We start from the raw sequence: 24,016 nt of genomic DNA, 5'->3' as shown, positions 1-24,016 counted from the left end.
ACAGACATTATGCCAGCAAATGACACACTTTTCACGGCCTGCGGTAAATTCCGCCGCGGCGCTTGTGCTAAGGTCTTTGTCAGATGAGCCGCAGACCAGGGCTCAAACGGTTATTCTGTACGTCATTATGAGGAACCCCATGACCACCAGCCTACCGCGACACCCGGCTTTTTTATCCCTGCAGGGCGGTATCAATTTTCGCGACCTCGGCGGCCAGCGCGCCGCCGACGGACGCACGGTACGCAGCGGCAAGCTGCTACGCTCCGGCGCGCTAAATCGGTTGACGGCGGACGATCTCAACCATCTGGCGACGCTGCCGCTCAGTCGGGTGCTCGACTATCGCGACCCCGGCGAAGTGCAGCGCACCCCTGACAAGCTTAGCCCGCTCACTCACTATTTAAACGCGCCCGCTAATCCGCCGCTCGGCGATGTGAATGCGAAAGTCACCGAGCTGAATGCTGCCACCCTTAACGCGCTGAACGGGGAGCAGTTTATGCTGCAACTGTATCGCCAGTTGCCCTTTAATAACCCGGCCTATCGCCAGCTCGCCGCCTGGCTGACCACGCCTTTTGAAGGCGCTTTACTGCAACACTGCGCCGTCGGCAAAGATCGCACCGGCGTCGGCTGCGCGTTAACCCTGTTTGCCGTCGGATGCGACAGCGAGACGGTCATGGAGGAGTATCTGCTCACCCACGGCATGCTGACACAAGTGGAAGCCTGGATGCTGGAGATGCTGGGCAACGACCTGACGCCCCAGGGACGCCAGAGTCTGGCGGATATCCTGACGGTGAAAGAGTCCTATCTCGCCGCCGCGCTGTCAGCCATCCACCAGCGCTATGGCACGGTCGACGCCTGGCTGGCAGAAGAGTACCAGCTCACCGCCCCGGCACGCGCTTCGCTACAGGACCGGTTACTGGAAGGATAACCTCCCTGTCACCCGCGTGAGAGGCGGCGATTGCATCATCCGCCAGCCCCGTCAGCCGAGGCGACAGGGAAAAAAATGTGATTTCGTACACATCTGATTTACCTGTTTAGCGGAATGCACATATAATGCGCTCCCATCTACTGTCTCAATCATTAACAAAGGCCTGTGTGGCGTTGATTTCGCACACGACATTAAAGACTATGAAATTATCTACACTCTTAGCGGCAGCCTTCGCCCTCGTAGGCTTTTGCAATACAGCGTCTGCTGTCACCTATCCTTTGCCGACCGACGGCAGCCGTTTGGTTGGTCAGAATCAGGTCATCACCATTCCGGATGATAACAAGCAGCCGCTGGAATACTTTGCGGCGAAATATCAGATGGGGCTGTCCAACATGCTGGAAGCCAACCCGGGGGTGGACACCTATCTGCCAAAAGGCGGTAGCGTCCTGAACATCCCGCAGCAGCTGATCCTGCCGGACACCGTCCACGAAGGCATCGTCATCAACAGCGCCGAGATGCGTCTGTATTACTATCCGAAAGGCACCAACACCGTGATCGTTCTGCCGATCGGTATCGGCCAGTTAGGTAAAGATACGCCGATTAACTGGACCACCAAAGTCGAACGCAAGAAGGCCGGCCCGACCTGGACGCCGACCGCCAAGATGCACGCTGAATACGCCGCTGCCGGCAACCCGCTGCCAGCCGTCGTACCGGCCGGTCCGGATAACCCGATGGGTCTGTACGCGTTATATATTGGCCGTCTGTACGCCATCCACGGCACCAACGCTAACTTTGGTATTGGCCTGCGCGTGAGCCACGGCTGCGTGCGTCTGCGCAACGATGACATCAAATTCCTGTTTGAGAATGTGCCGGTCGGCACCCGCGTGCAGTTTATCGATGAGCCGGTAAAAGCGACCACCGAGCCGGACGGCAGCCGTTACATTGAGGTTCACAACCCGCTGTCGACCACCGAAGCGCAGTTCCAGGGCGGCGAAATCGTGCCGATCACCCTGACTCAGCCGGTACAGGCGATCACCAGCCAGTCTGATGTCGATCAGAACGTGGTTGAGCAGGCTATCCAGAACCGCTCCGGTATGCCGGTGCGTCTGAACTAAGTTCTGCATGACAAGAAAAACGGCGGGCCTGATGCCCGCCGTTTTTTTATCTGCATTTCCCCGGGCTGCGGCTGACGCCTTGCCTGGGTTACCAAACCTGACAACACCCTGGGCCTGCTAAGCGCTGCGCAAACAGGGGTCCCCGGTCTAGCCGTTATTCACCAGAATAATCCCGCCGTGATCGTAGCGATAGTGACAGTGGGCATACTCCAGCGGCGTACCGTCTTCGAGGTAGATCACCTGTTCAACCTCCAGCACCGGGTCGGTGAGGTCGCAGTGAAGATGTAATTTATCCAGTTCATCCGGCTTCATCGCACGCACCACGCGGTAAGATCCCATCAGCTTCAGCCCCAGCGTCTCCTGGATATAGCGAAACACCGAGCTTTCCAGATGGCTTTTATTGAGCCCCGGCACTAGCCCCACCGGCATGACCGTCAGATCCAGCGACACCGGTTCCCCGTTGAGCAACCGCAGGCGAACGAAGTCATACACCGGCGCATCGGCGTCAATCAGCAGCGAACTCTGCTCTTTGTCGCTGGGAAAACGCACCTCAAAGCGCACCACTTCGCTTTGTACCTCGCCAAGATGCTCCCAGGTTTTGGTGGCGCCAAAATAGTCGCTGCCGGGCAACTCCCACTGCGACAGCTGGAGAAAATTTTTCCGCACAAAGGTACCCAGTCCTTTGCGGGTATAGATAAGCCCTTCGACGATTAACTGACGCATCGCCTGCTGGATCGTCATCCGGCTGGTGTTGAACTCCGCCGCCAGCGCAAACTGGTCGGGTAGCGGCGCGCTGGCAGGATACTGCTGGCTGATGATGCGTTTTTTTATTTCCCGCGCGATTTGCAGATACTTCGCCGTCATTCCCGGTCCTTTTACATTCTGTGTGTGGCTGGCGGACAGCATACTTGACCTGACCGCCAGGACACTGTTACATCGCTTCGCCGTTGCTGTGGATCACCTGCTTTAGCCACGCATAGCTCTTCTTCGGCACCCGCCGCAGATCCTTGAGGTCATGGTTCTCACGATTGACGTACACCACGCCGTAGCGCTTACGCATATCGCCCTGAGAGCTGAGGATATCGATTAATCCCCAGCCGAGATAGCCAATCACCTGCGCGCCGTCCTCAAATATCGCCGCTTTCATGGCGTTAATATGGTCGCGATGGTAGGCGATGCGGTAATCATCGGCAATGGGATGTTCGCCATCCCAGGATTCGATCACCCCGATGCCATTTTCAATCGGGAACACCGGTAGCCGCCAGTCATTGTAATAGCGGGTGATGATCATGCGAAATCCCAGCGGATCGATCTGCCAGTTCCATTCCGTCGCTTTCAGGTACGGGTTATCCTGATTACCGAATAGCATGTAATTGTTGACCGCCGTTCCCGGCGGGATCGCGTCGCTATTGAGCGCACGGCTGGCGTAATAGCTGAACGCCAGATAATCGACCTTCACCGTCGCCATCAGCGCGATATCTTCAGGGCGATAAATATCGTCAAAGCCTTGGCGAGCGACAAAATGCATCACTTCCGGGCTATAACCCTCGCCGGCGTAGGCGCGCAGCAGGTTCTGGTTTAAAAACTCGTCCAGTTGCTGGGCGCAGAGAATATCGCGTGGTTTGCAGGTAGCCGGATAGACCAGCGCATGGGCCAGCATTCCGCCCATCAGGCACTGCGGCTTCGTCTGATGCAGATAGTGGGTCAGATGGACATGCGCCATCATCACGTGGTGCTGGATCTGGTAGAGTTCGCGCAGCGTTTTATCGCCACGCAAATAGCCGGTGATCAGGAAGGCTTCCGGCGAATGGTAGAGGTTCTGTTCATTGAAGGTCAGCCAGTACTTCACCTTATCGCCGTAACAGTCGATCATCTTCTGGCCATAGCGGATAAAGGCGTCCATGACCCGGCGGTCGGTAAAACCGTTGTAACGCTCCGCCAGCGACAGCGGCATATCAAAGTGATACAGGCAGATCATCGGTTCAATACCGCGGGCAATGAGTTCATCGATAAACTGATGGTAGAACGCGATCCCCTCTTCATTGAATTCGCCGTCCCCTTCCGGGCACACCCGGCTCCAGGCGATCTGGAAGCGGTAGCAGTTCATGCCCAGATCCTGCATCAGATCGAAATCTTCGCGAAAGCGATGATAGGAGTCGGTCGCGACCTTCCAGTCCGAGGCGAATTCCGCCGGTTGACGAATATCGTACACCGACATCCCCTTGCCCCCCTCGTTCCACGCCCCCTCCGTCTGCATGCTGGAGACGGAATTACCCCATAAAAAATCTGCCGGTAGTGTGTTCTTCATGCTGCGCCTCGGTATATGACTAGTCATTTAACTGTAATGACTAGTCATATACAAAAGATCCGCCACCGAAGCAAAAGTCGGATCGTTTTCTGTGAGCCAGGCAAACAAAAAAGATCGCCGCAAGCGGCGATCTTTATAGGCACGGAAAAAACGGCGTTACTGCGCGTCAAGCTGATGACGACGATATTCCCCCTGTCGCTCCAGCATCCAGCCCGGATATTCGCGCGGCAGGGCGCTGACCGCGTCAAGCTGGCGCAACTCATCATCGCTCAGGCGGATAGCGGTCGCAGCGATGTTATCCTGCAACTGCTCGGCCCGTTTGGCGCCAATAATGACGCTGGTCACCGCCGGCTGATGCAGCAGCCACGCCAGGGCAATCTGCGCCACCGATACCCCTTTTGCTTCAGCTATCACCCGCATGACGTCGATGCAATCAAATGCGCGCGCTTTATCCACGGGCGGAAAGTCGAACGCCAGGCGACGACCACCCGCTTCCGCCTCGCCGTCGCGGCGGTATTTCCCGCTCAGCAGGCCGCCCGCCAGCGGGCTCCAGACCATCAGGCCGAGTCCTTCGCTTTGCAGCATCGGCACCAGCTCACGTTCCAGGTCACGCCCGGCAATCGTGTAGTAGGCCTGCAGAGAAGCAAAGCGCGAGAGTCCAAGGCGTTCCGCGATGCCCAGCGCTTTGGCGATTTGCCAGGCCGCCCAGTTTGAAACACCGATGTAGCGCACATGCCCCTGCTGTACCAGCGTATCCAGGGCCGACAATGTCTCTTCGATCGGCGTCGCCGGATCGAAGCCGTGCAATTGATAGAGATCGATATGATCGAGCTGCAGGCGGCGCAGGCTCTCTTTCACGCTGCCCATGATGTGGTACCGTGAGCTGCCGCGCGAGTTCACGCCGGCGGTGCCGGTTTCGCCAAACACTTTGGTCGCCACCACCACGTTTTCACGCGGGATTTTCAGGTTTTTCAGCGCCTGACCGGTAATCTCTTCAGAGCGCCCTTCCGAGTAGACGTTGGCGGTATCGATAAAGTTGATCCCGGCGTCCAGCGCGCTGCCGACCAGCTGTTCGGCTTCAGCCTGGCGCAGCTGGCCGATTTTGCCCCACATCCCTTCTTCGCCGCCGAAGGTCATGGTGCCCAGGCACAGCTCAGAGACAAACAGACCGGTATTGCCCAGTTTTTGATATCGCATAGCACTCTCCTCAACAGGATGGTTAACGTCAGCGGTATAGTTATACCGCTGTGTCGAGGCGTGCGAATGGGGTGTTTCTGTCAGTTTCTTGCCCAATTCTGCAGAAATCAGGCGCAGAGTTTAAAGAGCCAATAGCCGCTGATGGCCGCCCATAGCAGCATAGGAATGGAGTAAAGATGGAAGCGCCACCAGATCCGCCGATCGCTGGCCATGCGCAGGGCGATGATATTGGCCAGCGATCCTGGCAGCAGACCAAAGCCGCCCACGTTAACCGCCCAGGCAAGCAGTATCGACGGCGGGACATAGTTGAGCAGCAGAATGGTCGAGGGCACATTACTGATCACCTGAGACAGGCCGATGGCGGTCAGCCACAGTCCGCCGCCGGAAAGCGTCCCGACGCCGCTCAGCACATGATGCAGCGCCGGAAGCTGGGTCAGCAGGTGGACGTCGATAAACATCACCATAAACACCAGCAGCAGCGACCAGTCCACATGGACGATCACCGCCCGGGCCAGAATCAGGAAGCCCAGCAGCACCAGCGCCAGCCCCCACAGCGCCTGATTCATCTCCAGCGCGGTCAGGAACACCAGATACAATCCCAGACAGCTCCAGACCAGCTTAGGCTGCCACGATGGCGCCTTATCGCTACTCTGGTAGCTAAGCCGGTTTGCCGGGAAACAGAACCAGCACAGCACCAGCAGGGTCAACATCATTGCCGCCGCCAGGGGTAACATCTCGCCGATAAACCCGACGAAAGAGAGGCCGGACCGTCCCCACAGCAAAATGTTCTGCGGGTTGCCGATCGGCGTCAGCAGCGACCCGGCGTTAACCGCCAGCGCTTCGAAGATAATCAGACGGTTAACCGGGATCGCACACCACTTTTTCAGCGTCAGCGTCAGCGGCACCACAATAAACAGGGCCACATCGTTGGTCAGGAAGGTGGACAGGAGCGCTGCCGCCAGCACCATAAAGATGGCCAGCTGGCGCTCAGTCACGAAGCGGCGGGCCATTTTCCTCCCCAGCACGTCAAAGTAGCCGCTCAGTTCAATGCCCTTGGTCAACAGCATCAGGCCGCTGAGCGTGATGATGGTATGCCAGTCAATGGCCGCCGGCCAGCTTGCCGGGACAAACGGCACGATGGCGCTGAGCACACAGGCGATAATCAGCAGCAGGTGTAAAAAACGGTCGCGCAGCAGCGACTGAACAAAGGGAAGAGTCATGCTTCCTGGGATCCCTGTTTCTGGGTAAATTTCAGGAACATCGCCAGCGTCTCTTCACTCACGTGATGCTCCATTCCCTCCGCATCGCGGCGGGCGATTTCCGGACTGACGCCAATGGCCAGCAGAAAGTTTTCCACAATCTGGTGGCGTTCGCGACTTTCCTGGGCCAGCTTTTCCCCTTCCGGGGTTAAGAAGATCCCGCGCCAGGGGATCTGTTCGATCAGACCCACGCTGGCCAGGCGTTTGAGCATTTTGGCGACCGTGGGCTGCGAAACGCCAAGACGCGCCGCCATATCCACCTGGCGCGCCTCCCCCACTTCGTTGATCAGATCGGAGATCAGCTCCACATAGTCATCGATCAGTTCGCGGCGATGCGCTTCCCGCACCTGACGGAACCCCTCAACGTGCTCTTCAACATTTACTAACTGCGTCACTTTTTTTGTTATTGGCTTACCTGCGCGACGGTTCATTGTGCTTCCTCATTCGTGTGACGCGTCAAGCATCATATAAAAAGATCCACATTGTAATGGATTGCGCCAAGAGCACAAAAAATTAACGTTTTAGCCATAGCTATAAAATATAGCCTGTGCTATATCTGTATGTAATGCAAACAGCCATCATGGATTGACGGCGTGAACAGGCAGGAGGAGAGCAGATGAACGAATTCAAGAGGTGCTTAAACGTGTTTAGCCATTCCCCCTTTAAAGTACGATTAATGCTGATCGGTATGCTGTGCGAGATGATCAACGGTAAACCACAGCAGGACAAACCCCATTCCTAAGGCGGCGTCGCGGTATGCCGCTTCATTTTTCTGTCATCTTCTGCCGGCAAAATGACCGGTTTCCCCCGTTTCCCTGACCTTTTTTCAAGTTTTGTAAGCGCCCTCGCAAAACAATCTGTTATGTCTGGTTGACCTTACCATTTACAAGCCCTATCTTTGCACAGCCCTGCCACATTCGCGGCTCGCAGAGACCCTCTTCACGCACTGTCCAGCAGGTTTTACCCCTTGTCGCCAGGGGATGCGCATGGCCTCTTTTTGATTGTTTACTATGAATGTCACCACCCTGAAAGATACGCTGGTCGCCCGCCGACTGGCACTGAACCCATGGACAGGATTCTACTTTTTACAATCGCTGTTGATTAACCTGGCGCTGGGCTATGAATTTAGCCTGCTCTATACCGTGGCATTTACCTGCGTGTTACATCTTCTGTGGCGCGCTTTTCCGCGCGTCCAGAAAGGGGTAGTCGGCGCCTATTCGCTGCTGGCGGCCCTGTATTACCCCTTTGGCCAGGCTTACGGCGCCCCCAATTTCAACACCTTGCTGGCGCTGCACGCGACCAACGTGGAAGAATCTACGGAAATTCTGACCATCTTCCCGTGGTACAACTATCTGCTGGCGGTCTTCATTTTCGCACTGGGGATCATTGCGGTCCGCCGCAGGATCGTTGAGCCCTCCCGCTGGGGAAAAATGGAGACCCTGGGCCTGCTGTTCAGCGTCGGGATCTTCTTTCTGCAGCCGGTGCAAAACCTCGCCTGGGGCGGCGTGTTCAAGGTGATTGACACCGGTTATCCGGCCTTTCGTTTTGTGAAAGACGTGGTGGTGAATAATAACGAGGTGCTGGACGAGCAGGCGCGAATGGCGCAGCTGGCCGGCATGAAAGACAGCTGGCACGTGCTGGCGGTGAAGCCAAAGTACCATCTCTATGTGGTGGTGATTGGCGAGAGCGCCCGTCGCGACGCCCTCGGCGCCTTCGGCGGCCACTGGGATAACACGCCGTTTGCCAGCTCAGTAAACGGTTATCTGTTTAACAACTATGTCGCCGCCAGCGGCTCGACGCAGAAATCGCTCGGCCTGACGCTTAACCGGGTGGTCGACGGCAAACCGCAGTTTCAGGATAACTTTGTCACCCTCGCCAACCGCGCGGGTTTCCAGACCTGGTGGTTCTCCAACCAGGGGCAGATTGGCGAGTACGACACCGCTATCGCCAGCATCGCCAAACGTGCGGATGAAGTCCAGTTCCTGAAAAACGGCGATTTCGAGGCCAATAAAAATACTCAGGACGAGCAGTTATTAAAGCTGACCGAGCAGGTACTCTCTACGCAGCGCACCCAGCCGCAGCTGATTGTCCTGCATCTGATGGGCTCTCACCCGCAGGCCTGCGATCGGACCAAAGGCAAGTACACGGTTTTCGTCCAGTCGAAAGAGACCTCCTGTTATCTCTACAGCATGACGCAGACCGATTCGCTGCTGGCTAAGCTATACAGTCAGTTGCAAAACTCCGGCGATACCTTTTCACTGACCTACTTTTCCGATCATGGTCTGGCGTTCAAGGAGCGGGGAAAAGAGGTGCAGTATCTGGCGCATGACGATAAGTTCCAGCAGAACTTCCAGGTGCCGTTTATGGTGCTGTCCAGCGATGACAAAGCGCATAAAGTGATTAAAGCGCAGCGCTCAGCGAATGATTTCCTCAGTTTCTTCTCCCAGTGGACCGGGATCAAGGCGGCGGAAATCGTCCCGCGCTATCGTTTTATCTCTGAGCAAAAGGCCGGTCCGGTGTACATCACCAACTTCCAGCTGCAGAAGGTGGACTACGCTCACCTCGGTACCGATGAGTTCACCGTCAATTAATCGTGCAGGCCCGGCCAGTCGCTCAGGCTGGCCGGCAACAGGCAAAAAAAATCCGCCCCGAAAGGCGGATTTTTTATATCACCGGAGTGATTAGAAGCGGTAACCCACGCCAGCAATCCAGGTACCGACGTCAACGTTACGAATACGAGACTGCTCGTAGGAGAAGTCCAGAGCAACGTTTTCGATCGGGTTGAACTGCAGACCAGCACCGTAGGAGAAACCGTAGTCGCTCATATCGGATTTCTGGTTCGGGAAGTTGTTGTTCTGGAATTTACCGTAACCAACACCCACTACACCGTAGATGCTTGCCCAGTCGTTCAGACGGTAAGCCGGACCTGCGGTGATGCCGTAGTACTGACCTTTGTTGTAAGTACCGTTGCTGGTGTTATCCTTTTCGGTGTAGGTGAAGGAACCGATAACGCCCAGCGGGTTGTTATCTTGCTCGTAACGGTATTTCAGGTTGAAACCGCCAGCTTTGTTCGCTTTACCCTGCATGTCGCTCTGCGCGTAACCGCCGGTTACGGTAGAAGTTGCAGCAAATGCAGTGGTACCTACGGATGCAGCCAGAACAACGGCCAGTGCTGAAAGACGTGCAATTTTATTCATAACCACCTCAAATGTGTTTCTAATAAGTCCTAAGCCTTAAATATATCAAAAACTTTTGGGAAACTCTTTGGAGTTTACATTGTCTAACATACTTTTTCATGTAACCAAAAGTTTCCATATTTCTATAACAATATGGAAAACAACAATTTTTGGCGTTAACGTACATCTTAACGCTCATTAAGAAATTCGCAAGCATCCAGATTAATCTTAATCACCTGGCGAATTTCTCAGCAACGTGCGCCATTCTACTGTTTTTGCCTCTGTTTTTTTCAACATTAGCTCAACCGTCAGCAGGTTATTCCAGTACACTGGCACTTTTACGACTTTTGACAAAACCTGACAGGAGAAAGGATGCCCGGTCCATCCCGAAAAGCGGCGGCATGGTTGCCGATTCTGGTGATTTTAATCGCCATGACCTCGATTCAGAGCGGCGCATCGCTCGCCAAATCGCTGTTCCCGTTGGTCGGCGCCCCGGGGGTCACCGCCCTGCGCCTGGCGCTCGGGACGCTGATTTTGGTGGTCGTGTTCAAGCCATGGCGGTTACGTTTCTCCCCGGCGCAGCGCGTGCCGCTGCTACTGTACGGCCTGGCGCTCGGCGCGATGAACTATCTCTTTTATTTATCCCTGCAGCGTATTCCGCTCGGCGTGGCGGTAGCCCTGGAGTTTACCGGCCCGCTGGCGGTGGCGCTGTTTGGTTCGCGCCGACCGCTGGATTTTGTCTGGGTGGCGCTGGCGATCCTCGGACTGTGGTATCTCCTGCCGCTGGGGCAGAACGTGGCGCAGGTCGATTTAACCGGCGCGCTCTTTGCCCTGGGCGCCGGCGCCTGCTGGGCGGTCTATATTCTGACCGGGCAGCGCGCCGGTGAAGAGCATGGGCCAGCCACGGTGGCGATGGGGTCGCTCATCGCCTCGCTGGTGTTTGTTCCGTTAGGCATGGCGCAGGCTACGGATACGCTGTGGCAATGGTCGCTGCTGCCGATGGGGCTGGGGATTGCTATTCTCTCAACCGCGCTGCCCTACTCTCTCGAAATGATGGCCTTGACGCGCCTGCCGACGCGCACCTTCGGCACGCTGATGAGCCTTGAACCAGCATTAGCCGCCCTTTCCGGTATGGTCTTCCTCGGCGAAACGTTGAAGCTCTCCCAGACCCTGGCGCTGGGCGCGATCATTATCGCCTCGATGGGCGCCACGCTGACCATGCAGCGACAAAGTAAAATCGAGCAAGTCGATATCAATTAACATTCTGTTACGCCGCCGGCCCGTGAGAAATCCGGGCCGTTCAGCTAAATATAACCCTATGATATTTAGCGACTTTCAAAATAACCAACCACTTTGCGCTATCGAAGTGATATGGCCTGCCGATGCCTCACTCTTTGAAACCCTTGCTATACTTAGTCCCGAAGTTACCTGGGACAACGCTCCACATCATTCAGATTTGAAGTGTGACGAGCATCAATATCAAGAGGATATGAAACGATGAGTACCGCAAAACTGGTTAAATCAAAAGCATCTAATCTGGTCTATACCCGCAACGATGTCGCTGACAGCGAAAAGAAAGCGACCATTGAGCTGTTGAATCGCCAGGTGATCCAGTTCATTGACCTGTCACTTATCACCAAGCAGGCACACTGGAATATGCGCGGTGCGAACTTTATCGCCGTGCACGAAATGCTGGATGGCTTCCGTACCGCGCTAACCGAGCACCTGGACACCATGGCGGAGCGCGCCGTGCAGCTGGGCGGCGTCGCACTGGGCACCACTCAGGTCATTAACAGCAAAACGCCGCTGCAGAGCTACCCGCTCGATATCCATCACGTTCAGGATCACCTGAAAGCGCTGGCTGACCGCTATGCCGTCGTCGCTAACGATGTGCGCAAGGCGATCGATGAAGCCAAAGACGAGGATACTGCGGATATTTTCACCGCGGCCTCCCGCGATCTGGATAAATTCCTGTGGTTCATTGAAGCGAATATCGAGTAAGGCTTTGCCGCCGGCCGCAGCGCGGTCGGCGGCGCCTTTACTTTTCTCGCCCACCTTTCTGTTTTCCGTTCTATCCGTTTCCCCTTCTATGCTTTTCGTCCCCCTGCTGGCCATGCACTGTTTTAGGGCGCCAAATTGATGAAAATGCGCGCAAAAGTAAAACAATTGTAATAATCACCTCACACAATCGTTACGTTGAGATTGTTTTCCCATCAGGGTTTGCGCTAAAAATGTGCTCGTTATTCAGCAACTCTATAACGCACCAAAGTGACGCCCCATCCTGGTGCAGTAAGTGCCTGTCATGATCGAAATTGTGCAACCGCTCGCGCTTCGTTTGTTGAAAAACAACAGCTTGTAAAAGTGGCACGATTTTTTCATTAGGCTAGTCGTTCTCGCAGGGGATCGTCCCGTGGATATAAAAGGAAATGCTATGAAGTCTGTATTTAAAGTTTCACTGGCTGCACTGACCCTGGCTTTTGCGGTTTCTTCCCATGCCGCCAATAAGACCCTGGTTGTCGCCACCGATACGGCGTTCGTCCCGTTCGAATTTAAGCAAGGCGATAAATATGTCGGGTTTGACGTTGACCTGTGGGCGGCTATCGCCAAAGAGCTGAAGCTCGACTACACCCTGAAGCCAATGGACTTCAGCGGCATTATCCCGGCGCTGCAAACTAAAAATATCGATCTGGCGCTGGCCGGGATCACCATCACCGACGAACGTAAAAAAGCGATCGACTTCTCCGACGGCTACTACAAAAGCGGCCTGCTGGTGATGGTCAACGCCAATAATAACGACATCAAAGATGTGAAAGATCTGAACGGTAAAGTGGTCGCGGTGAAGAGCGGTACCGGCTCCGTTGATTACGCGAAAGCCAATATCAAAACCAAAGATCTGCGTCAGTTCCCGAACATCGATAACGCCTATATGGAACTGGGTACCGGCCGCGCTGATGCCGTGCTGCACGATACGCCAAATATTCTGTACTTCATCAAAACCGCAGGCAACGGCAAGTTCAAAGCGGTAGGCGAATCACTGGAAGCGCAAAACTACGGTATCGCTTTCCCGAAAGGCAGCGACGAGCTGCGTGAGAAAGTGAACGGTGCGCTGAAAACGCTGCGCGAGAATGGTACCTACAACGAAATTTATAAAAAATGGTTCGGCACTGAACCAAAATAATAAGAACACACTTCGCCAGACGCAGCTCCGGCGACATCACAACGGTCTTCCGGCACAGACTCGGCGGGAGACCGTATTTTGGCGGAGGATTTCCTCTGCTCTCGACACGGTAACAGGAACGTATTATGCAGTTTGACTGGAGTGCCATCTGGCCTGCCATTCCGATTTTGCTGGAAGGCGCCAAAATGACGCTGTGGATTTCCGTCCTCGGCCTGGCCGGCGGCCTGATAATCGGTCTGGTGGCCGGTTTCGCCCGCTGCTTCGGCGGCTGGATCGCCAACCACATCGCACTGGTGTTTATTGAAATCATTCGCGGCACCCCGATTGTGGTGCAGGTCATGTTCATCTACTTTGCGCTGCCGATGGCCTTTAGCGACCTGCGCATCGACCCCTTCTCCGCAGCGGTAGTGACCATCATGATTAACTCGGGCGCCTATATCGCGGAAATTACCCGCGGCGCGGTGCTGTCCATTCATAAAGGCTTCCGCGAAGCGGGCCTGGCGCTGGGCCTGTCGCGTCGCGAAACCATTCGCCACGTGATCCTGCCGCTTGCGCTACGCCGCATGCTGCCGCCGCTGGGCAACCAGTGGATTATCAGCATCAAGGATACCTCGCTGTTCATCGTCATCGGCGTCGCCGAACTGACCCGTCAGGGACAGGAGATCATCGCGGGCAACTTCCGCGCCCTGGAAATCTGGAGCGCCGTTGCTGTTATCTACCTGATTATCACCCTGGTCCTGAGCTTTATTCTGCGTCGTCTTGAAAGAAGGATGAAAATCCTGTGATTGAATTTAAAAACGTCTCCAAGCACTTTGGCCCGACCCAGGTGCTGCACGATATCTCCCTGAAAATTAATCAGGGTGAAGTGGTGGTCATTATCGGCCCGTCCGGCTCCGGTAAATCAACGATGCTGCGCTGCATCAATAAACTGGAAGAGATCACCAGCGGCGATCTGATTGTCGATGGCCTGAAGGTCAACGACCCGAAGGTGGACGAACGTCTGATTCGTCAGGAAGCCGGGATGGTATTTCAGCAGTTTTATCTGTTCCCGCACCTCACGGCGCTGGAGAACGTCATGTTTGGTCCGCTGCGGGTGCGCGGCGCCAGCAAGCAGGCGGCAGAGAAGCAGGCGAAAGATCTGCTGGCGAAAGTCGGCCTGGCCGAGCGCGCGCATCACTATCCGTCTGAACTCTCCGGCGGCCAGCAGCAGCGTGTGGCCATTGCCCGCGCGCTGGCGGTGAAGCCAAAGATGATGCTGTTTGATGAACCGACCTCCGCGCTCGACCCGGAACTGCGCCATGAAGTGCTCAAGGTGATGCAGGATCTGGCTGAAGAGGGGATGACGATGGTGATCGTAACCCACGAAATCGGCTTTGCCGAAAAAGTGGCTTCGCGATTGATCTTTATCGACAAAGGACGCATTGCTGAAGACGGCAACCCGCAGGAGCTGGTGAAGAACCCGCCAAGCCCGCGCCTGCGCGAATTCCTGCAGCACGTCGCCTGACCCGCAACGGCTCTCTTCCTCCGCGGAGAGAGCCGCTTTTCCAGATTCCTCTTCCCTCCCCTTCCGCCATCGGCTTCTATACTTACCCGTTTACGTTGCAACGGAGGTGCCCATGCCGTGGATCCTGCTTTTGCTCGCTGCACTGTTTACTGCCCCGCTTTCCGCCGCCGCCCTGCCCGGCGTGCCGACAGCTAACGCCGATAAAACCAGCGCCAGCGAACCCGATGCGGAACAGAAAAGAGCGGCCTACGCCGCGCTGGCTGACGTGCTGGCTAACGACAGCGCCCGTCAGGAGCTCATTGACCAGCTGCGTAAAGCAGCCGCCACGCCGCCGCCAGACAGCACCCCGACGCTGACGCCGCCGGCGGTGAAAGAAGAGACCACGGTGCTGGAGAACGTCACGCAGATCAGCCGGGAATACGGCGAGCAGCTCTCGTCTCGCTTCTCTCAACTGTGGCGCAATATCACCGGCTCACCGCATAAACCTTTTAATTCGCAAACCTTCACCAGCGCGGCCTGGCATTTTTTACTGCTGGCCGGCCTGGTCTTTGCCTTCTGGTGGCTGGTGCGTCTTGCGGCGCTGCCGCTGTATCGCAAAATGGGTGAATGGGGGCGGCATAAAAACCGCGATCGCGGAAACTGGCTCCAGCTGCCCCTGACCATCGCCGGGGCGTTTGTTATCGACCTGCTGCTGCTGGCGCTGACCCTGTTTGTCGGCCAGTTGTTAAGCGATCGCCTGAATGGTAATAACCCCACCATCGCCTTCCAGCAGAGTCTTTTCCTCAACGCCTTCGCGTTGATCGAGTTTTTTAAAGCCATTCTGCGGCTCATTTTCTGCCCGCGCATCCCGGCGCTCCGGCCTTTTAACCTCAGCGACGAAGCCGCGTCATACTGGAGCCTGCGCCTGAGCGCGCTCAGCAGCCTGATTGGCTATGGCCTGATCGTCGCGGTGCCGATTATCTCCAATCAGGTGAATGTTCAGGTTGGCGCGCTGGCTAACGTCGTCATCATGCTGTGCATTACGCTGTGGGCGCTGTACCTGATTTTTCATAACAAGACCTTGATTACGCAGGGGCTAATCCATCTGGCCGACCGTTCGCTCTCCTTCTTTAGCCTGTTTATCCGCGCCTTCGCGCTGGTCTGGCACTGGCTGGCCTGCGCCTACTTTGTGGTGCTCTTTTTCTTCTCCCTGTTCGACCCGGGCAATAGCCTGAAATTCATGATGGGCGCCACCCTGCGCAGCCTGGCCATTATCGGCGGCGCGGCGCTGGTGTCCGGCATCCTGTCGCGCTGGATAGCCAAAACCATCACCCTGTCACCCGCCACCCAGCGCAATTATCCTGAGCTGCAAAAGCGGCTGAATGGCTGGATCTCCGCCTCGCTGAAGGCCGCGCGCATTCTCACCGTCTGCGTCGCCGTCATGCTGCTGCTGAGCGCCTGGGGCCTGTTTGACTTCCGCGAATGGCTGCATAACGATGCCGGGCAAAAAACGGTGGATGTGCTGATCCGCATCGCCCTCATCCTCTTCTTCTCTGCCATCGGCTGGACGGTGCTGGCCAGCCTGATCGAAAACCGGCTGGCCTCGGATATCCATGGTCGCCCGCTGCCCAGCGCGCGGGCCCGGACGCTGCTGACCCTGTTTCGCAACGCGCTGGCGGTGGTGATCAGCACCATCACGGTGATGATCCTGCTTTCGGAGATTGGGGTTAACATTGCGCCGCTGCTGGCGGGCGCCGGGGCGTTAGGGCTGGCGATTTCGTTTGGCGCGCAAACGCTGGTTAAAGATATTATCACCGGCATATTTATCCAGTTTGAGAACGGGATGAATACCGGCGACCTGGTCACCATCGGCCCTTTGACCGGCACCGTGGAACGAATGTCGATTCGCTCCGTGGGGGTACGGCAGGATACCGGCGCCTATCACATTATTCCCTGGTCCTCGATCACCACTTTTGCCAACTTCGTGCGCGGCATTGGCTCGGTAGTCGCCAACTATGATGTCGACCGTCATGAGGATCTGGATAAAGCCAGCCAGGCTCTGAAGGCGGCGGTGGACGATCTGCTGGCCCAGGAGGAGATCCGCGGCCTGATCATTGGCGAACCGTCATTCGCCGGGCTGGTGGGGCTGAGCAATACCGCCTTTACGCTACGCGTCAGCTTCACCACCCTGCCGCTGAAGCAGTGGACGGTGCGCTTTGCCCTCGACACTCAGGTGAAAAAGCACTTCGATCGCGCCGGGGTTCGCGCCCCGGTACAGACCTGGCAACAGCTGCCGATGCCGGGCTCAGACAGCCCGGCCGCCGAGTAGTTAGAACGGACGGCGGCGTTTGGCGTCGTCCATAAAGCTCCAGGCGATAAAGCGGCTCTGCTTTTGACCCTGGGCCATCTCTTTTTTCACCACTTTCACGGCCCCAACCTCGGTCAGCAGGCGGTAGAGCGGCGGCAGATTGTCGCCGCGCGACACCAGCGAGGTAAACCATTTAACCTGGCGGGCGAAGGCCTGACTTTCGCGGATCATCTGCGAGATAAAGGCCACTTCGCCTCCTTCGCACCACAGCTCCTGCTGCTGACCGCCAAAGTTAAGCGCGCTGTCGGCGCCGAGTCCGAGATTGCGGCGCTTGCGCTCACCGCCCGCCCGGGCGCTCTCTGCGGAGTCATGGAACGGCGGATTACACAGCGTGGCGTCATAGGTCTCGTTTTTGTGGATGACGCCGTGGAAGATGGCCTGGCTCTCTTTTTGCCGACGCAGACGGATCTGCCGGGTCAATCCGGGGTTGCCATTGACAATCGCCTGCGCGCTGGCGAAGGCTTCCGGGCTGATTTCGCTGCCGGTAAAGCGCCAGCCGTACTCGTGAACGCCGATCAGGGGATAGATGAGGTTGGCGCCGGTACCAATATCAAGGATCGTGGCTTGCTTCGGCACCTCGCCCCTATCCTGCGCCAGCAGATCCGCCAGATGATGAATATAATCGGCACGCCCGGGCACCGGCGGACAGAGAAAACCGTCAGGAATGTCCCAGTGTTTGACCGCGTAGAAATGCGCCAGCAGCGCTTTATTCAACGCCTTTACTGCCTGCGGATTGGCAAAATCAATGGTCTGCTCACCCAGCGGATTGAGCGTAATGTATCCCTGCAGGTCAGGATGCGCCTGGCAGAGCGCAGGCAGGTCGTAGCGTTGATGGTGGCGGTTACGCGGGTGTAACCCCGGTTTCTGGGCTTTCATGACAATCTCCTTTGAACAGCCGCGTAAGATACCCGTTGACGGCGGCGCGGTAAATAAGGGAGTCTGGATATCTCCTTTATCCGTGACAGGTGCAGCATGTACTTTTATCAACCTTCGCAGGGCCACGGCCTGCCGCACGACCCGCTGAACGCGATAATCGGGCCTCGCCCGATAGGCTGGATCGCCTCGCAGGACGCCGAGGGCCAGCGAAATCTGGCGCCATACAGCTTTTTTAACTGCTTTAACTATCGCCCGCCGATCATTGGTTTCGCCAGCAGCGGCTGGAAAGACAGCGTGCGAAATATCGTCGAAACAAAGGAGTTCGTCTGGAACCTGGCGACGCGACCGCTGGCCGTGGCGATGAATGAAACGTCTGCCTCGATCCCGCACCATGAGGACGAGTTCGTGCGCGCCGGTCTCACCGCCGCCGCCAGCCGCCTGGTCAGCGCCCCCCGAGTCGCGGAGAGTCCGGTGAACTTTGAGTGCCGTCTGTCACAATGTATTCAACTCACCACCGCCGACGGTAACCCTGTTGATACGTGGCTGGTGCTCGGCGAAGTGGTCGCCGTGCATATTGATGAATCACTGCTGGACAACGGCATCTATCAAACCGCCCGCGCCCAGCCGATCCTGCGCGCCGGAGGTCCGAGCGCCTATTACAGTATTGATGATAGTCTGCGTTTTGACATGATCCGCCCTGACGCCCGCTAAATAATCTACCGGCCAGAGTACCGCTGCCCTGCGCCGGTAGCCTACTAAACGCCTTGTTTTGCATTAAAAATTCCCTATCGCACGGTCGGGAAAGACCTACACTTAAGCTATGTCCCATGCTGTTTATGAGGATATGCTGATGAAAATCACCTCGCTGCTATTCGCCGCTGCGCTCACCGCTCATGCCACCGCGGCCTCTCCCCTGCCACCGACACCCGTACTGCCCTATGCCGGGCCGCTCCGCCCTGTCGGCACCGTCTCCGCCTCCGGTGCCAGCACCCTTGATGATCTGGTGGCCGCCCTCGCGGATAAGGCCCACCGCCAGGGGGCGATAGCCTGGCGGGTCAATGCCGCCAGCAGCGGTAACCGACTGCACGGTTCAGCTATAATTTATCAATAACCTTTCACAGGAGGCAGACGATGGCATCAGGTTGGGCAGGCGATGGGGCCGTTCAGGATCAGATCGACAGCACCATTGACGATGCGGTGGCTCGCGCGCGCCGCGAGCTTCCGCGCGGCGAAAGCAACAAATTTTGTGATGAATGTGGGGAGCCGATTCCGGAGGCCCGTCGACAGGCCATCCCAGGGGTCAGATATTGCGTGAAGTGCCAGCAGGAGAAAGATTTACATAACAATACATTTTCAGGATATAATCGCCGCGGATCCAAGGATAGCCAGCTACGCTGACTTTCCTTTACCGTTCATGACAGCCTTTCGCATTATCTTTTCGCGCACATTTTTTGGCGGAAAAAGTCGCAATATGTGCCCTTAAACGCGTCGGTCTTCCTCGCTACGCTTCGTGACGAAAAGAATGAGAAATAATTTATTAATAATCAGTAAATTATTAATCATTCAAAAAATTCGATGAAGACTGTGAATTTCCTTCGATTTTATCTCCCGCAAAAAAGCGTGATACTTATCACATCGACGGAACATCGTCCCCTGAACAGAACAACCTGCGAGAGATTAACTATGAAAAACATCAAATATGCTGCCGCTGCCATCGCTCTGACCGCCCTTTCCTTCGGCGCCTTTGCCGCCGAACCGGTCACCCCCGCTCAGGCAGAAAGCATGAATAAAATCGGTGTGGTGTCTGCGCAAGGCGCAACCACTTTAGATGGTCTGGAAGCAAAACTGGCTGCTAAAGCCGAAGCCGCTGGCGCGACCGGCTACAGCATTACTTCCGCTAACACCAACAACAAACTGAGCGGTACTGCGGTTATCTATAAATAATCGCTGTTCCCTCTGTAAGCCACTGAATTAACCCTGAAAAGACCTTTAATACCCTTGCCTTGCCCGTCCGAGCCACCGGACGGGCTTTTTTTTATCCTGCAGATCCGATCACCAGCAGTCGTTGACGCGGCTGAGGCCCTGCTCCAGGGTGGTGACTTCCCCGCTGGCCAGCAGACAACAGGCAAGCTGAATTTTCAACGAGTGGGGCACCGGTTCGACGCCGGCGACGCAGCGCTCGATCCAGCGCGCCGTGACCTCGGGATCTTTCGAGGCCGGCAGGACCACCGCCTCCGCTGCCGTCTCAGTCTGGCGTTCGTACAGCACCCGCACGCCCTGCTCATCGATCAGGCTGATCTGCGGGCAGCGCTGCGGGTTGGCATACACTTCGCCCTCGGTACCGTGCATCAACAGCGCGCGGCCACCGGTCTCACGAAAGAAGTTCGCCACCCGCGGAACATATTCCGGATGCGACACGCTGGAGAGACGCAATGCCTCCGCTTCGCCAAACGGTGTAGCCAGCTTGGCCAGGGTATGGGCGCTGTTGCGCACGCCCATCCGCCAGCGCATCGCCAGCTGTTTCTCCAGCGGCGGACAGAAAGCCCCCACCGGGATATACACCGGTTCATGGCCCTCCAGCTGCGCCTGAGCCTGTCCGGCGTGCCGGGTGGCCGGAATATCCAGCAGGGTAAAAATGGTCTCGGTCAGCACCCGGGTGGGATCGTGACTGACGCCGTGAACCACCACCGGAAACCCCAGCTTGTGCAGAAGCATCGCCAGCAGCGGCGTCAGGTTCGCCTGCTTGCGCGCGCCGTTGTAGCTGGGGATGACAATCGGCATCGGCTTGCCGGCCGGCGGGGTCAGGCGCAGCGTATGCTGCTGCATCGCCGCGTAAAACCCTTTCATCTCCGCTTCGCCTTCGCCTTTGATGCGCAGGGCGATTAATATTCCCCCCAGCTCCAGCTCCGGCACCTCGCCGTCCAGCATCCGCGCATAGAGCGCACGGGCGGTCTCTTCATCGAGGTCGCGGGCATGATTCTTACCGCGACCCACCTCTTTTATAATTTTGCTGTACTCCATGGCTCCCCCTGGTGCATCACGCGCCGGCGTCAGCGACGTTTGCGGCCTGACTGTTTTGCTGTCTGTTTTGCTTTCCGTTTTACTATAACCTCCGGGACGCCCGGCTGCTCTATGGGAAAAACAGGTAACGCGTTCAGTAGACGCGCGCCATAGTTTTTGGTCAACAGACGCTTATCGTAAATCACCACCTCTCCCCAGCAGTGATGGCTGCGGATCAGACGCCCCACCTGCTGAATAAGATTAAAGGAGGCGCTGGGCAAACTCTGTACCTCGAAAGGGTAACGATTAAGGCTTTTCAGCCATTCGCCTTCGGTGATCACCACCGGGCTGTCGATGGGCGGAAAGGCGATTTTATGGATATGTACCTGGCTTAGTAGATCGCCCTTTAAATCCAGCCCTTCGGCAAAGGACTGCAGACCCACCAGCACGCTGCGCTCGCCGCTTTCCACCCGTTTGCGATGCAGCTCCACCAGCCGATAGCGCGGCTGGTCGCCCTGCACCAGCAGCATCAGGCGCAGATCGGTCACATGCTCCAGGAAGCGGTTCATCGCCCGCCCGCTGGCAAACAGCACCAGCATCCCGAGATGTTTCTTGCTCTCTACCTGCTGGCGAAAATAGGCCGCCATCTCGGCAATGTGCTGCTCTTCGTTATCCATCAGCGGTTCATAGCGCATTTGAGGAATAATAATTTTCCCCTGCTCCACGTGGTTGAACGGCGAATCCAGCGCCACGAAGCGGTCACCCGCTTTCTCCTTCAGACCACTCATCTCCTGCAGGCGCGAGAAGCTGTTTAGCGAGCGCAGCGTCGCTGACGTCACGACGATATGCGGTACGCTGCGCCACAGCAGCCGTTCCAGCTGATCGCTGACGCGGATGCCGACACAGTGGAACCAGACATGGATCTGGCCGTCGCGCACCACTCGCGTCGCCCATTTGGTTACCGGCGCGCCTGAGGATTGCGCCAGCGACGCCAGGCGCCATAGCTTGCTTTGGCTTTCAAACATGCCGAGCGCGCGGTTCATCTGCAGCAGCACCCGATGCAGGCGCACCACGTCATGGCTGCCGGTCTTTTCGCTGAGATCGTTAAGAAACAGCTCCGCCAGCCCGCGCAGCATCTCGGTGAGCTTCGCCAACCGCTGGCAGATCTCCATCACCTCCTGCGGCAGTTCGCCCATCGGGAAGCGATGCTCCGCTTCCTGACCGGCGGGCATGTAGAGATTGAGAATATTATTCAACGACGCAATCAGCTCGAACAGCTCTTCGCAATGGCCGGTGAGCCGCTCCGGATTGGCCAGCGGCGGTGTGGTTTTCGGACGAAACTGCTCCATGCAGGTGGCGACCAGCTTGCAGAACAGATCCAGCTGCAGGCGAAACCAGGGGGCGGTGATCTCAGCGCTCATCTCCAGCGCGTCGCGGGCGACGTCCGGCAGATGATGGCCTTCATCGAGGACCAACAGCAGGTTTTTCGGCTCCGGCAGCACTGCCTCGCTCTCCATCGCCGCCATCACCAGCGCATGGTTGGCCACCACCACTTCCGCCTCCTGAATTTCCCGCCGTGCCACGAAGAACGGGCACTCGCGATAGTAGTGGCAGTTGCGGTTCAGGCAGCTGGCCTTATCGGTGCTCAGCCGGCTCCACAGCGCGTCATCGATGGCTTTATCGGTATGATCGCGCAGGCCGTCCCAGCGGTAGCTGTCGAGGTCCTGCTTCAGGGTCGCACACAGCTTCTGCTCGGCCTGGTTGTTCGGGGTGAGATCGTCATCGAGGAAGGCCAGCAGATCCTGCTGCGACGGCTCGGTGCTGGCCAGCGCCGTCAGGTTACGCGGACAGACGTAGCGCCCACGACCGAAGGCGGCGGTAAAGCGCAGGTCGGGAATAATTTTACGCAGCAGCGGCAGGTCTTTACTGTAGATTTGATCCTGCAGGGCGACGTTGGCGGTGCTGACCACCAGCGTTTTTTGTTCCTCCCGGGCGATGGCGATGCCCGGGATCAGGTATGACAGCGTTTTACCGACGCCGGTCGGCGCTTCGATAGCCAGATGCCTGCCCTCTTCCCCGGCGAGGGTTTTCGCCACATCGGCGATCATCTGCCGCTGCGGGGGGCGGGGAATAAAGTCCGGGATCTGTTCCTGAAGCGCCTTATACCAGGCGGCGATTTGCGCTTTCAGCGCAGCGGTCAAAGCCATGAGAAAACCTGAATACTGTATAAACAGCCACTATTGTGCCATTTTTGCCCGCCTGGAGGTATTGCTTTCTGCTGAGTGTGGAAGCGTGCTCGACAAATAGTGTAATGGAAAGAAAAAGGCCCGCCGCCGCGTAGCGGACAGACGGGCCTGAGCCGGGCCGCGTTATCGCGGCCGGGGCATCAGCGTGTTATTCGCCAGCCGGTTTACGCGGACGACGGCGGCGCGGCGGTTTGCCGTCCTGCGTACGCGCTTTCGGCGCCTCGCCGTCCTGACGGCGCGGGGCGCTGTTCTGGCTGCGCGGCTGTCCGCTGCGTCCCTGACCCTGGCCACCGCGTCCCTGACCTTGCCCACGACCGCCGCCGCGCTGCTGGCGACCGTTCTGGATAGGTTCGGCTTTAATGGACGGATCCGGCTCATAGCCGGCAATCGCGATGCGCGGGATCTCTTTTTTCAGCAGGCGCTCGATATCGCGCAGCAGCTTATGCTCATCCACACACACCAGCGACAAGGCTTCACCGGTGGCCGCCGCGCGACCGGTACGGCCGATACGGTGGACGTAATCTTCCGGTACGTTCGGCAGCTCGTAGTTCACCACGTGCGGCAGCTCTTCGATATCCAGACCACGGGCGGCGATATCGGTCGCAACCAGCACGCGAATGCCGCCGGATTTAAAGTCGGCCAGCGCGCGGGTACGCGCTCCCTGGCTCTTGTTGCCATGGATCGCCGCGCTGCGGATGCCGTCTTTATTAAGCTGCTCCGCGAGGTGGTTGGCGCCATGCTTGGTGCGGGTAAACACCAGCACCTGCTGCCAGTTGCCTTCGCCGATCAGCTGCGACAACAGTTCGCGCTTGCGGTTCTTATCAACGAAATGGACGTGCTGGGTGATCTGCTCGGACGCGGTGTTGCGACGCGCCACTTCCACTT

At 57.2% G+C, this 24,016-nt stretch carries 23 protein-coding genes and 1 pseudogene; 14 read left to right on the top strand and 10 right to left on the bottom strand.

Annotated features, from left to right (window positions below; genetic code table 11):
- Nucleotides 1-9 precede the first annotated feature (9 nt).
- Together CW267_RS23065 and ldtB are read left to right on the top strand one after the other, a co-directional pair.
- A pseudogene (locus tag CW267_RS23065) lies at nucleotides 10-925 on the top strand (tyrosine-protein phosphatase).
- Between the two features lie 200 nt (nucleotides 926-1,125).
- A complete protein-coding gene (gene ldtB, locus CW267_RS23060; protein ID WP_008805784.1) occupies nucleotides 1,126-2,040 on the top strand; it encodes a L,D-transpeptidase in 915 nt (304 codons plus the stop codon).
- A gap of 147 nt (nucleotides 2,041-2,187) precedes the next feature.
- Here the strand turns inward: ldtB and CW267_RS23055 are convergent, their stop codons facing one another.
- The 5 genes from CW267_RS23055 to mntR form a co-directional block, all read right to left on the bottom strand.
- Entirely contained in the window at nucleotides 2,188-2,904 is a 717-nt protein-coding gene (locus tag CW267_RS23055; RefSeq protein WP_016160535.1) for a GntR family transcriptional regulator, read from the bottom strand.
- A gap of 67 nt (nucleotides 2,905-2,971) precedes the next feature.
- Nucleotides 2,972-4,348: a glycoside hydrolase family 1 protein gene (locus CW267_RS23050; RefSeq protein WP_012542372.1), complete on the bottom strand. Its 1,377-nt coding sequence runs from the start codon at nucleotides 4,346-4,348 to the stop codon at nucleotides 2,972-2,974.
- Nucleotides 4,349-4,504: 156 nt separating this feature from the next.
- Entirely contained in the window at nucleotides 4,505-5,545 is a 1,041-nt protein-coding gene (locus CW267_RS23045; protein WP_008805781.1) for an aldo/keto reductase, read from the bottom strand.
- 107 nt (nucleotides 5,546-5,652) lie between these two features.
- On the bottom strand, nucleotides 5,653-6,765 hold the full coding sequence (locus tag CW267_RS23040) for an anion transporter (RefSeq protein WP_012542373.1): 1,113 nt from the start codon (nucleotides 6,763-6,765) through the stop codon (nucleotides 5,653-5,655).
- Nucleotides 6,762-7,235 (bottom strand): manganese-binding transcriptional regulator MntR, encoded by a 474-nt coding sequence (gene mntR, locus CW267_RS23035; protein WP_008805779.1) that lies wholly within the window; start codon nucleotides 7,233-7,235, stop codon nucleotides 6,762-6,764. The genes CW267_RS23040 and mntR overlap by 4 nt, the downstream gene beginning before the upstream one ends.
- Before the next feature lie 185 nt (nucleotides 7,236-7,420).
- Here mntR and mntS point away from each other — a divergent pair, with 185 nt between their 5' ends.
- Together mntS and CW267_RS23025 are read left to right on the top strand one after the other, a co-directional pair.
- Entirely contained in the window at nucleotides 7,421-7,546 is a 126-nt protein-coding gene (gene mntS / locus CW267_RS23030) for a manganase accumulation protein MntS (protein WP_012968653.1), read from the top strand.
- 268 nt (nucleotides 7,547-7,814) lie between these two features.
- On the top strand, nucleotides 7,815-9,395 hold the full coding sequence (locus tag CW267_RS23025; protein ID WP_012968654.1) for a phosphoethanolamine transferase: 1,581 nt from the start codon (nucleotides 7,815-7,817) through the stop codon (nucleotides 9,393-9,395).
- Between the two features lie 90 nt (nucleotides 9,396-9,485).
- Here CW267_RS23025 and ompX read toward each other — a convergent pair whose 3' ends face one another.
- On the bottom strand, nucleotides 9,486-10,001 hold the full coding sequence (gene ompX, locus CW267_RS23020; protein WP_008805777.1) for an outer membrane protein OmpX: 516 nt from the start codon (nucleotides 9,999-10,001) through the stop codon (nucleotides 9,486-9,488).
- A gap of 351 nt (nucleotides 10,002-10,352) precedes the next feature.
- Between ompX and rhtA the strand changes: the two genes are divergently transcribed.
- The 6 genes from rhtA to ybiO all read left to right on the top strand — a co-directional run bounded on the left by rhtA (nucleotide 10,353) and on the right by ybiO (nucleotide 16,970).
- A complete protein-coding gene (gene rhtA, locus CW267_RS23015; protein WP_008805776.1) occupies nucleotides 10,353-11,240 on the top strand; it encodes a threonine/homoserine exporter RhtA in 888 nt (295 codons plus the stop codon).
- Nucleotides 11,241-11,477: 237 nt separating this feature from the next.
- Entirely contained in the window at nucleotides 11,478-11,981 is a 504-nt protein-coding gene (gene dps / locus CW267_RS23010) for a DNA starvation/stationary phase protection protein Dps (protein ID WP_002895841.1), read from the top strand.
- Between the two features lie 430 nt (nucleotides 11,982-12,411).
- Nucleotides 12,412-13,158 carry a glutamine ABC transporter substrate-binding protein GlnH gene (glnH, locus tag CW267_RS23005; protein WP_004886198.1) on the top strand — a complete coding sequence of 249 codons (747 nt, stop codon included), beginning with the start codon at nucleotides 12,412-12,414 and terminating at the stop codon, nucleotides 13,156-13,158.
- 125 nt (nucleotides 13,159-13,283) lie between these two features.
- Nucleotides 13,284-13,943: a glutamine ABC transporter permease GlnP gene (glnP, locus tag CW267_RS23000; RefSeq protein WP_002895837.1), complete on the top strand. Its 660-nt coding sequence runs from the start codon at nucleotides 13,284-13,286 to the stop codon at nucleotides 13,941-13,943.
- Nucleotides 13,940-14,662, top strand: a complete 723-nt coding sequence (gene glnQ, locus CW267_RS22995; protein WP_008805775.1) for a glutamine ABC transporter ATP-binding protein GlnQ — start codon at nucleotides 13,940-13,942, stop codon at nucleotides 14,660-14,662. The genes glnP and glnQ overlap by 4 nt, the downstream gene beginning before the upstream one ends.
- A gap of 112 nt (nucleotides 14,663-14,774) precedes the next feature.
- On the top strand, nucleotides 14,775-16,970 hold the full coding sequence (ybiO, locus tag CW267_RS22990) for a mechanosensitive channel protein (protein ID WP_012542377.1): 2,196 nt from the start codon (nucleotides 14,775-14,777) through the stop codon (nucleotides 16,968-16,970).
- On the opposite strand, the gene rlmF is transcribed toward ybiO, so the two are convergent.
- Nucleotides 16,971-17,885: a 23S rRNA (adenine(1618)-N(6))-methyltransferase RlmF gene (rlmF, locus tag CW267_RS22985; protein WP_100781276.1), complete on the bottom strand. Its 915-nt coding sequence runs from the start codon at nucleotides 17,883-17,885 to the stop codon at nucleotides 16,971-16,973.
- Nucleotides 17,886-17,981: 96 nt separating this feature from the next.
- Between rlmF and CW267_RS22980 the strand changes: the two genes are divergently transcribed.
- From CW267_RS22980 to ybiJ, 4 genes are all read left to right on the top strand, one after another.
- Nucleotides 17,982-18,596 (top strand): flavin reductase family protein, encoded by a 615-nt coding sequence (locus CW267_RS22980; RefSeq protein ID WP_012968656.1) that lies wholly within the window; start codon nucleotides 17,982-17,984, stop codon nucleotides 18,594-18,596.
- 139 nt (nucleotides 18,597-18,735) lie between these two features.
- Nucleotides 18,736-18,996, top strand: a complete 261-nt coding sequence (locus tag CW267_RS22975; RefSeq protein WP_016160534.1) for a DUF1471 domain-containing protein — start codon at nucleotides 18,736-18,738, stop codon at nucleotides 18,994-18,996.
- Between the two features lie 20 nt (nucleotides 18,997-19,016).
- A complete protein-coding gene (locus CW267_RS22970; protein ID WP_002895824.1) occupies nucleotides 19,017-19,283 on the top strand; it encodes a DksA/TraR family C4-type zinc finger protein in 267 nt (88 codons plus the stop codon).
- Nucleotides 19,284-19,568: 285 nt separating this feature from the next.
- Nucleotides 19,569-19,829 carry a DUF1471 family protein YbiJ gene (ybiJ, locus tag CW267_RS22965; protein ID WP_004176772.1) on the top strand — a complete coding sequence of 87 codons (261 nt, stop codon included), beginning with the start codon at nucleotides 19,569-19,571 and terminating at the stop codon, nucleotides 19,827-19,829.
- Nucleotides 19,830-19,937: 108 nt separating this feature from the next.
- Here the strand turns inward: ybiJ and ybiB are convergent, their stop codons facing one another.
- The 3 genes from ybiB to CW267_RS22950 all read right to left on the bottom strand — a co-directional run.
- Nucleotides 19,938-20,906 carry a DNA-binding protein YbiB gene (gene ybiB / locus CW267_RS22960; protein ID WP_008805768.1) on the bottom strand — a complete coding sequence of 323 codons (969 nt, stop codon included), beginning with the start codon at nucleotides 20,904-20,906 and terminating at the stop codon, nucleotides 19,938-19,940.
- A gap of 29 nt (nucleotides 20,907-20,935) precedes the next feature.
- On the bottom strand, nucleotides 20,936-23,092 hold the full coding sequence (dinG, locus tag CW267_RS22955) for an ATP-dependent DNA helicase DinG (RefSeq protein WP_008805767.1): 2,157 nt from the start codon (nucleotides 23,090-23,092) through the stop codon (nucleotides 20,936-20,938).
- A gap of 187 nt (nucleotides 23,093-23,279) precedes the next feature.
- A partial coding sequence (locus tag CW267_RS22950) for a helicase-related protein (protein ID WP_264755089.1) occupies nucleotides 23,280-24,016 on the bottom strand: 737 nt, incomplete at its 5' end.

Source organism: Klebsiella sp. X1-16S-Nf21, from assembly GCF_002837615.1.
In the GTDB taxonomy this organism is placed as follows: Bacteria; Pseudomonadota; Gammaproteobacteria; order Enterobacterales; family Enterobacteriaceae; genus Klebsiella; species Klebsiella variicola.
Note: the sequence above shows the minus strand (reverse complement) of the source record. Positions and strands in the feature narration are given on the sequence as shown.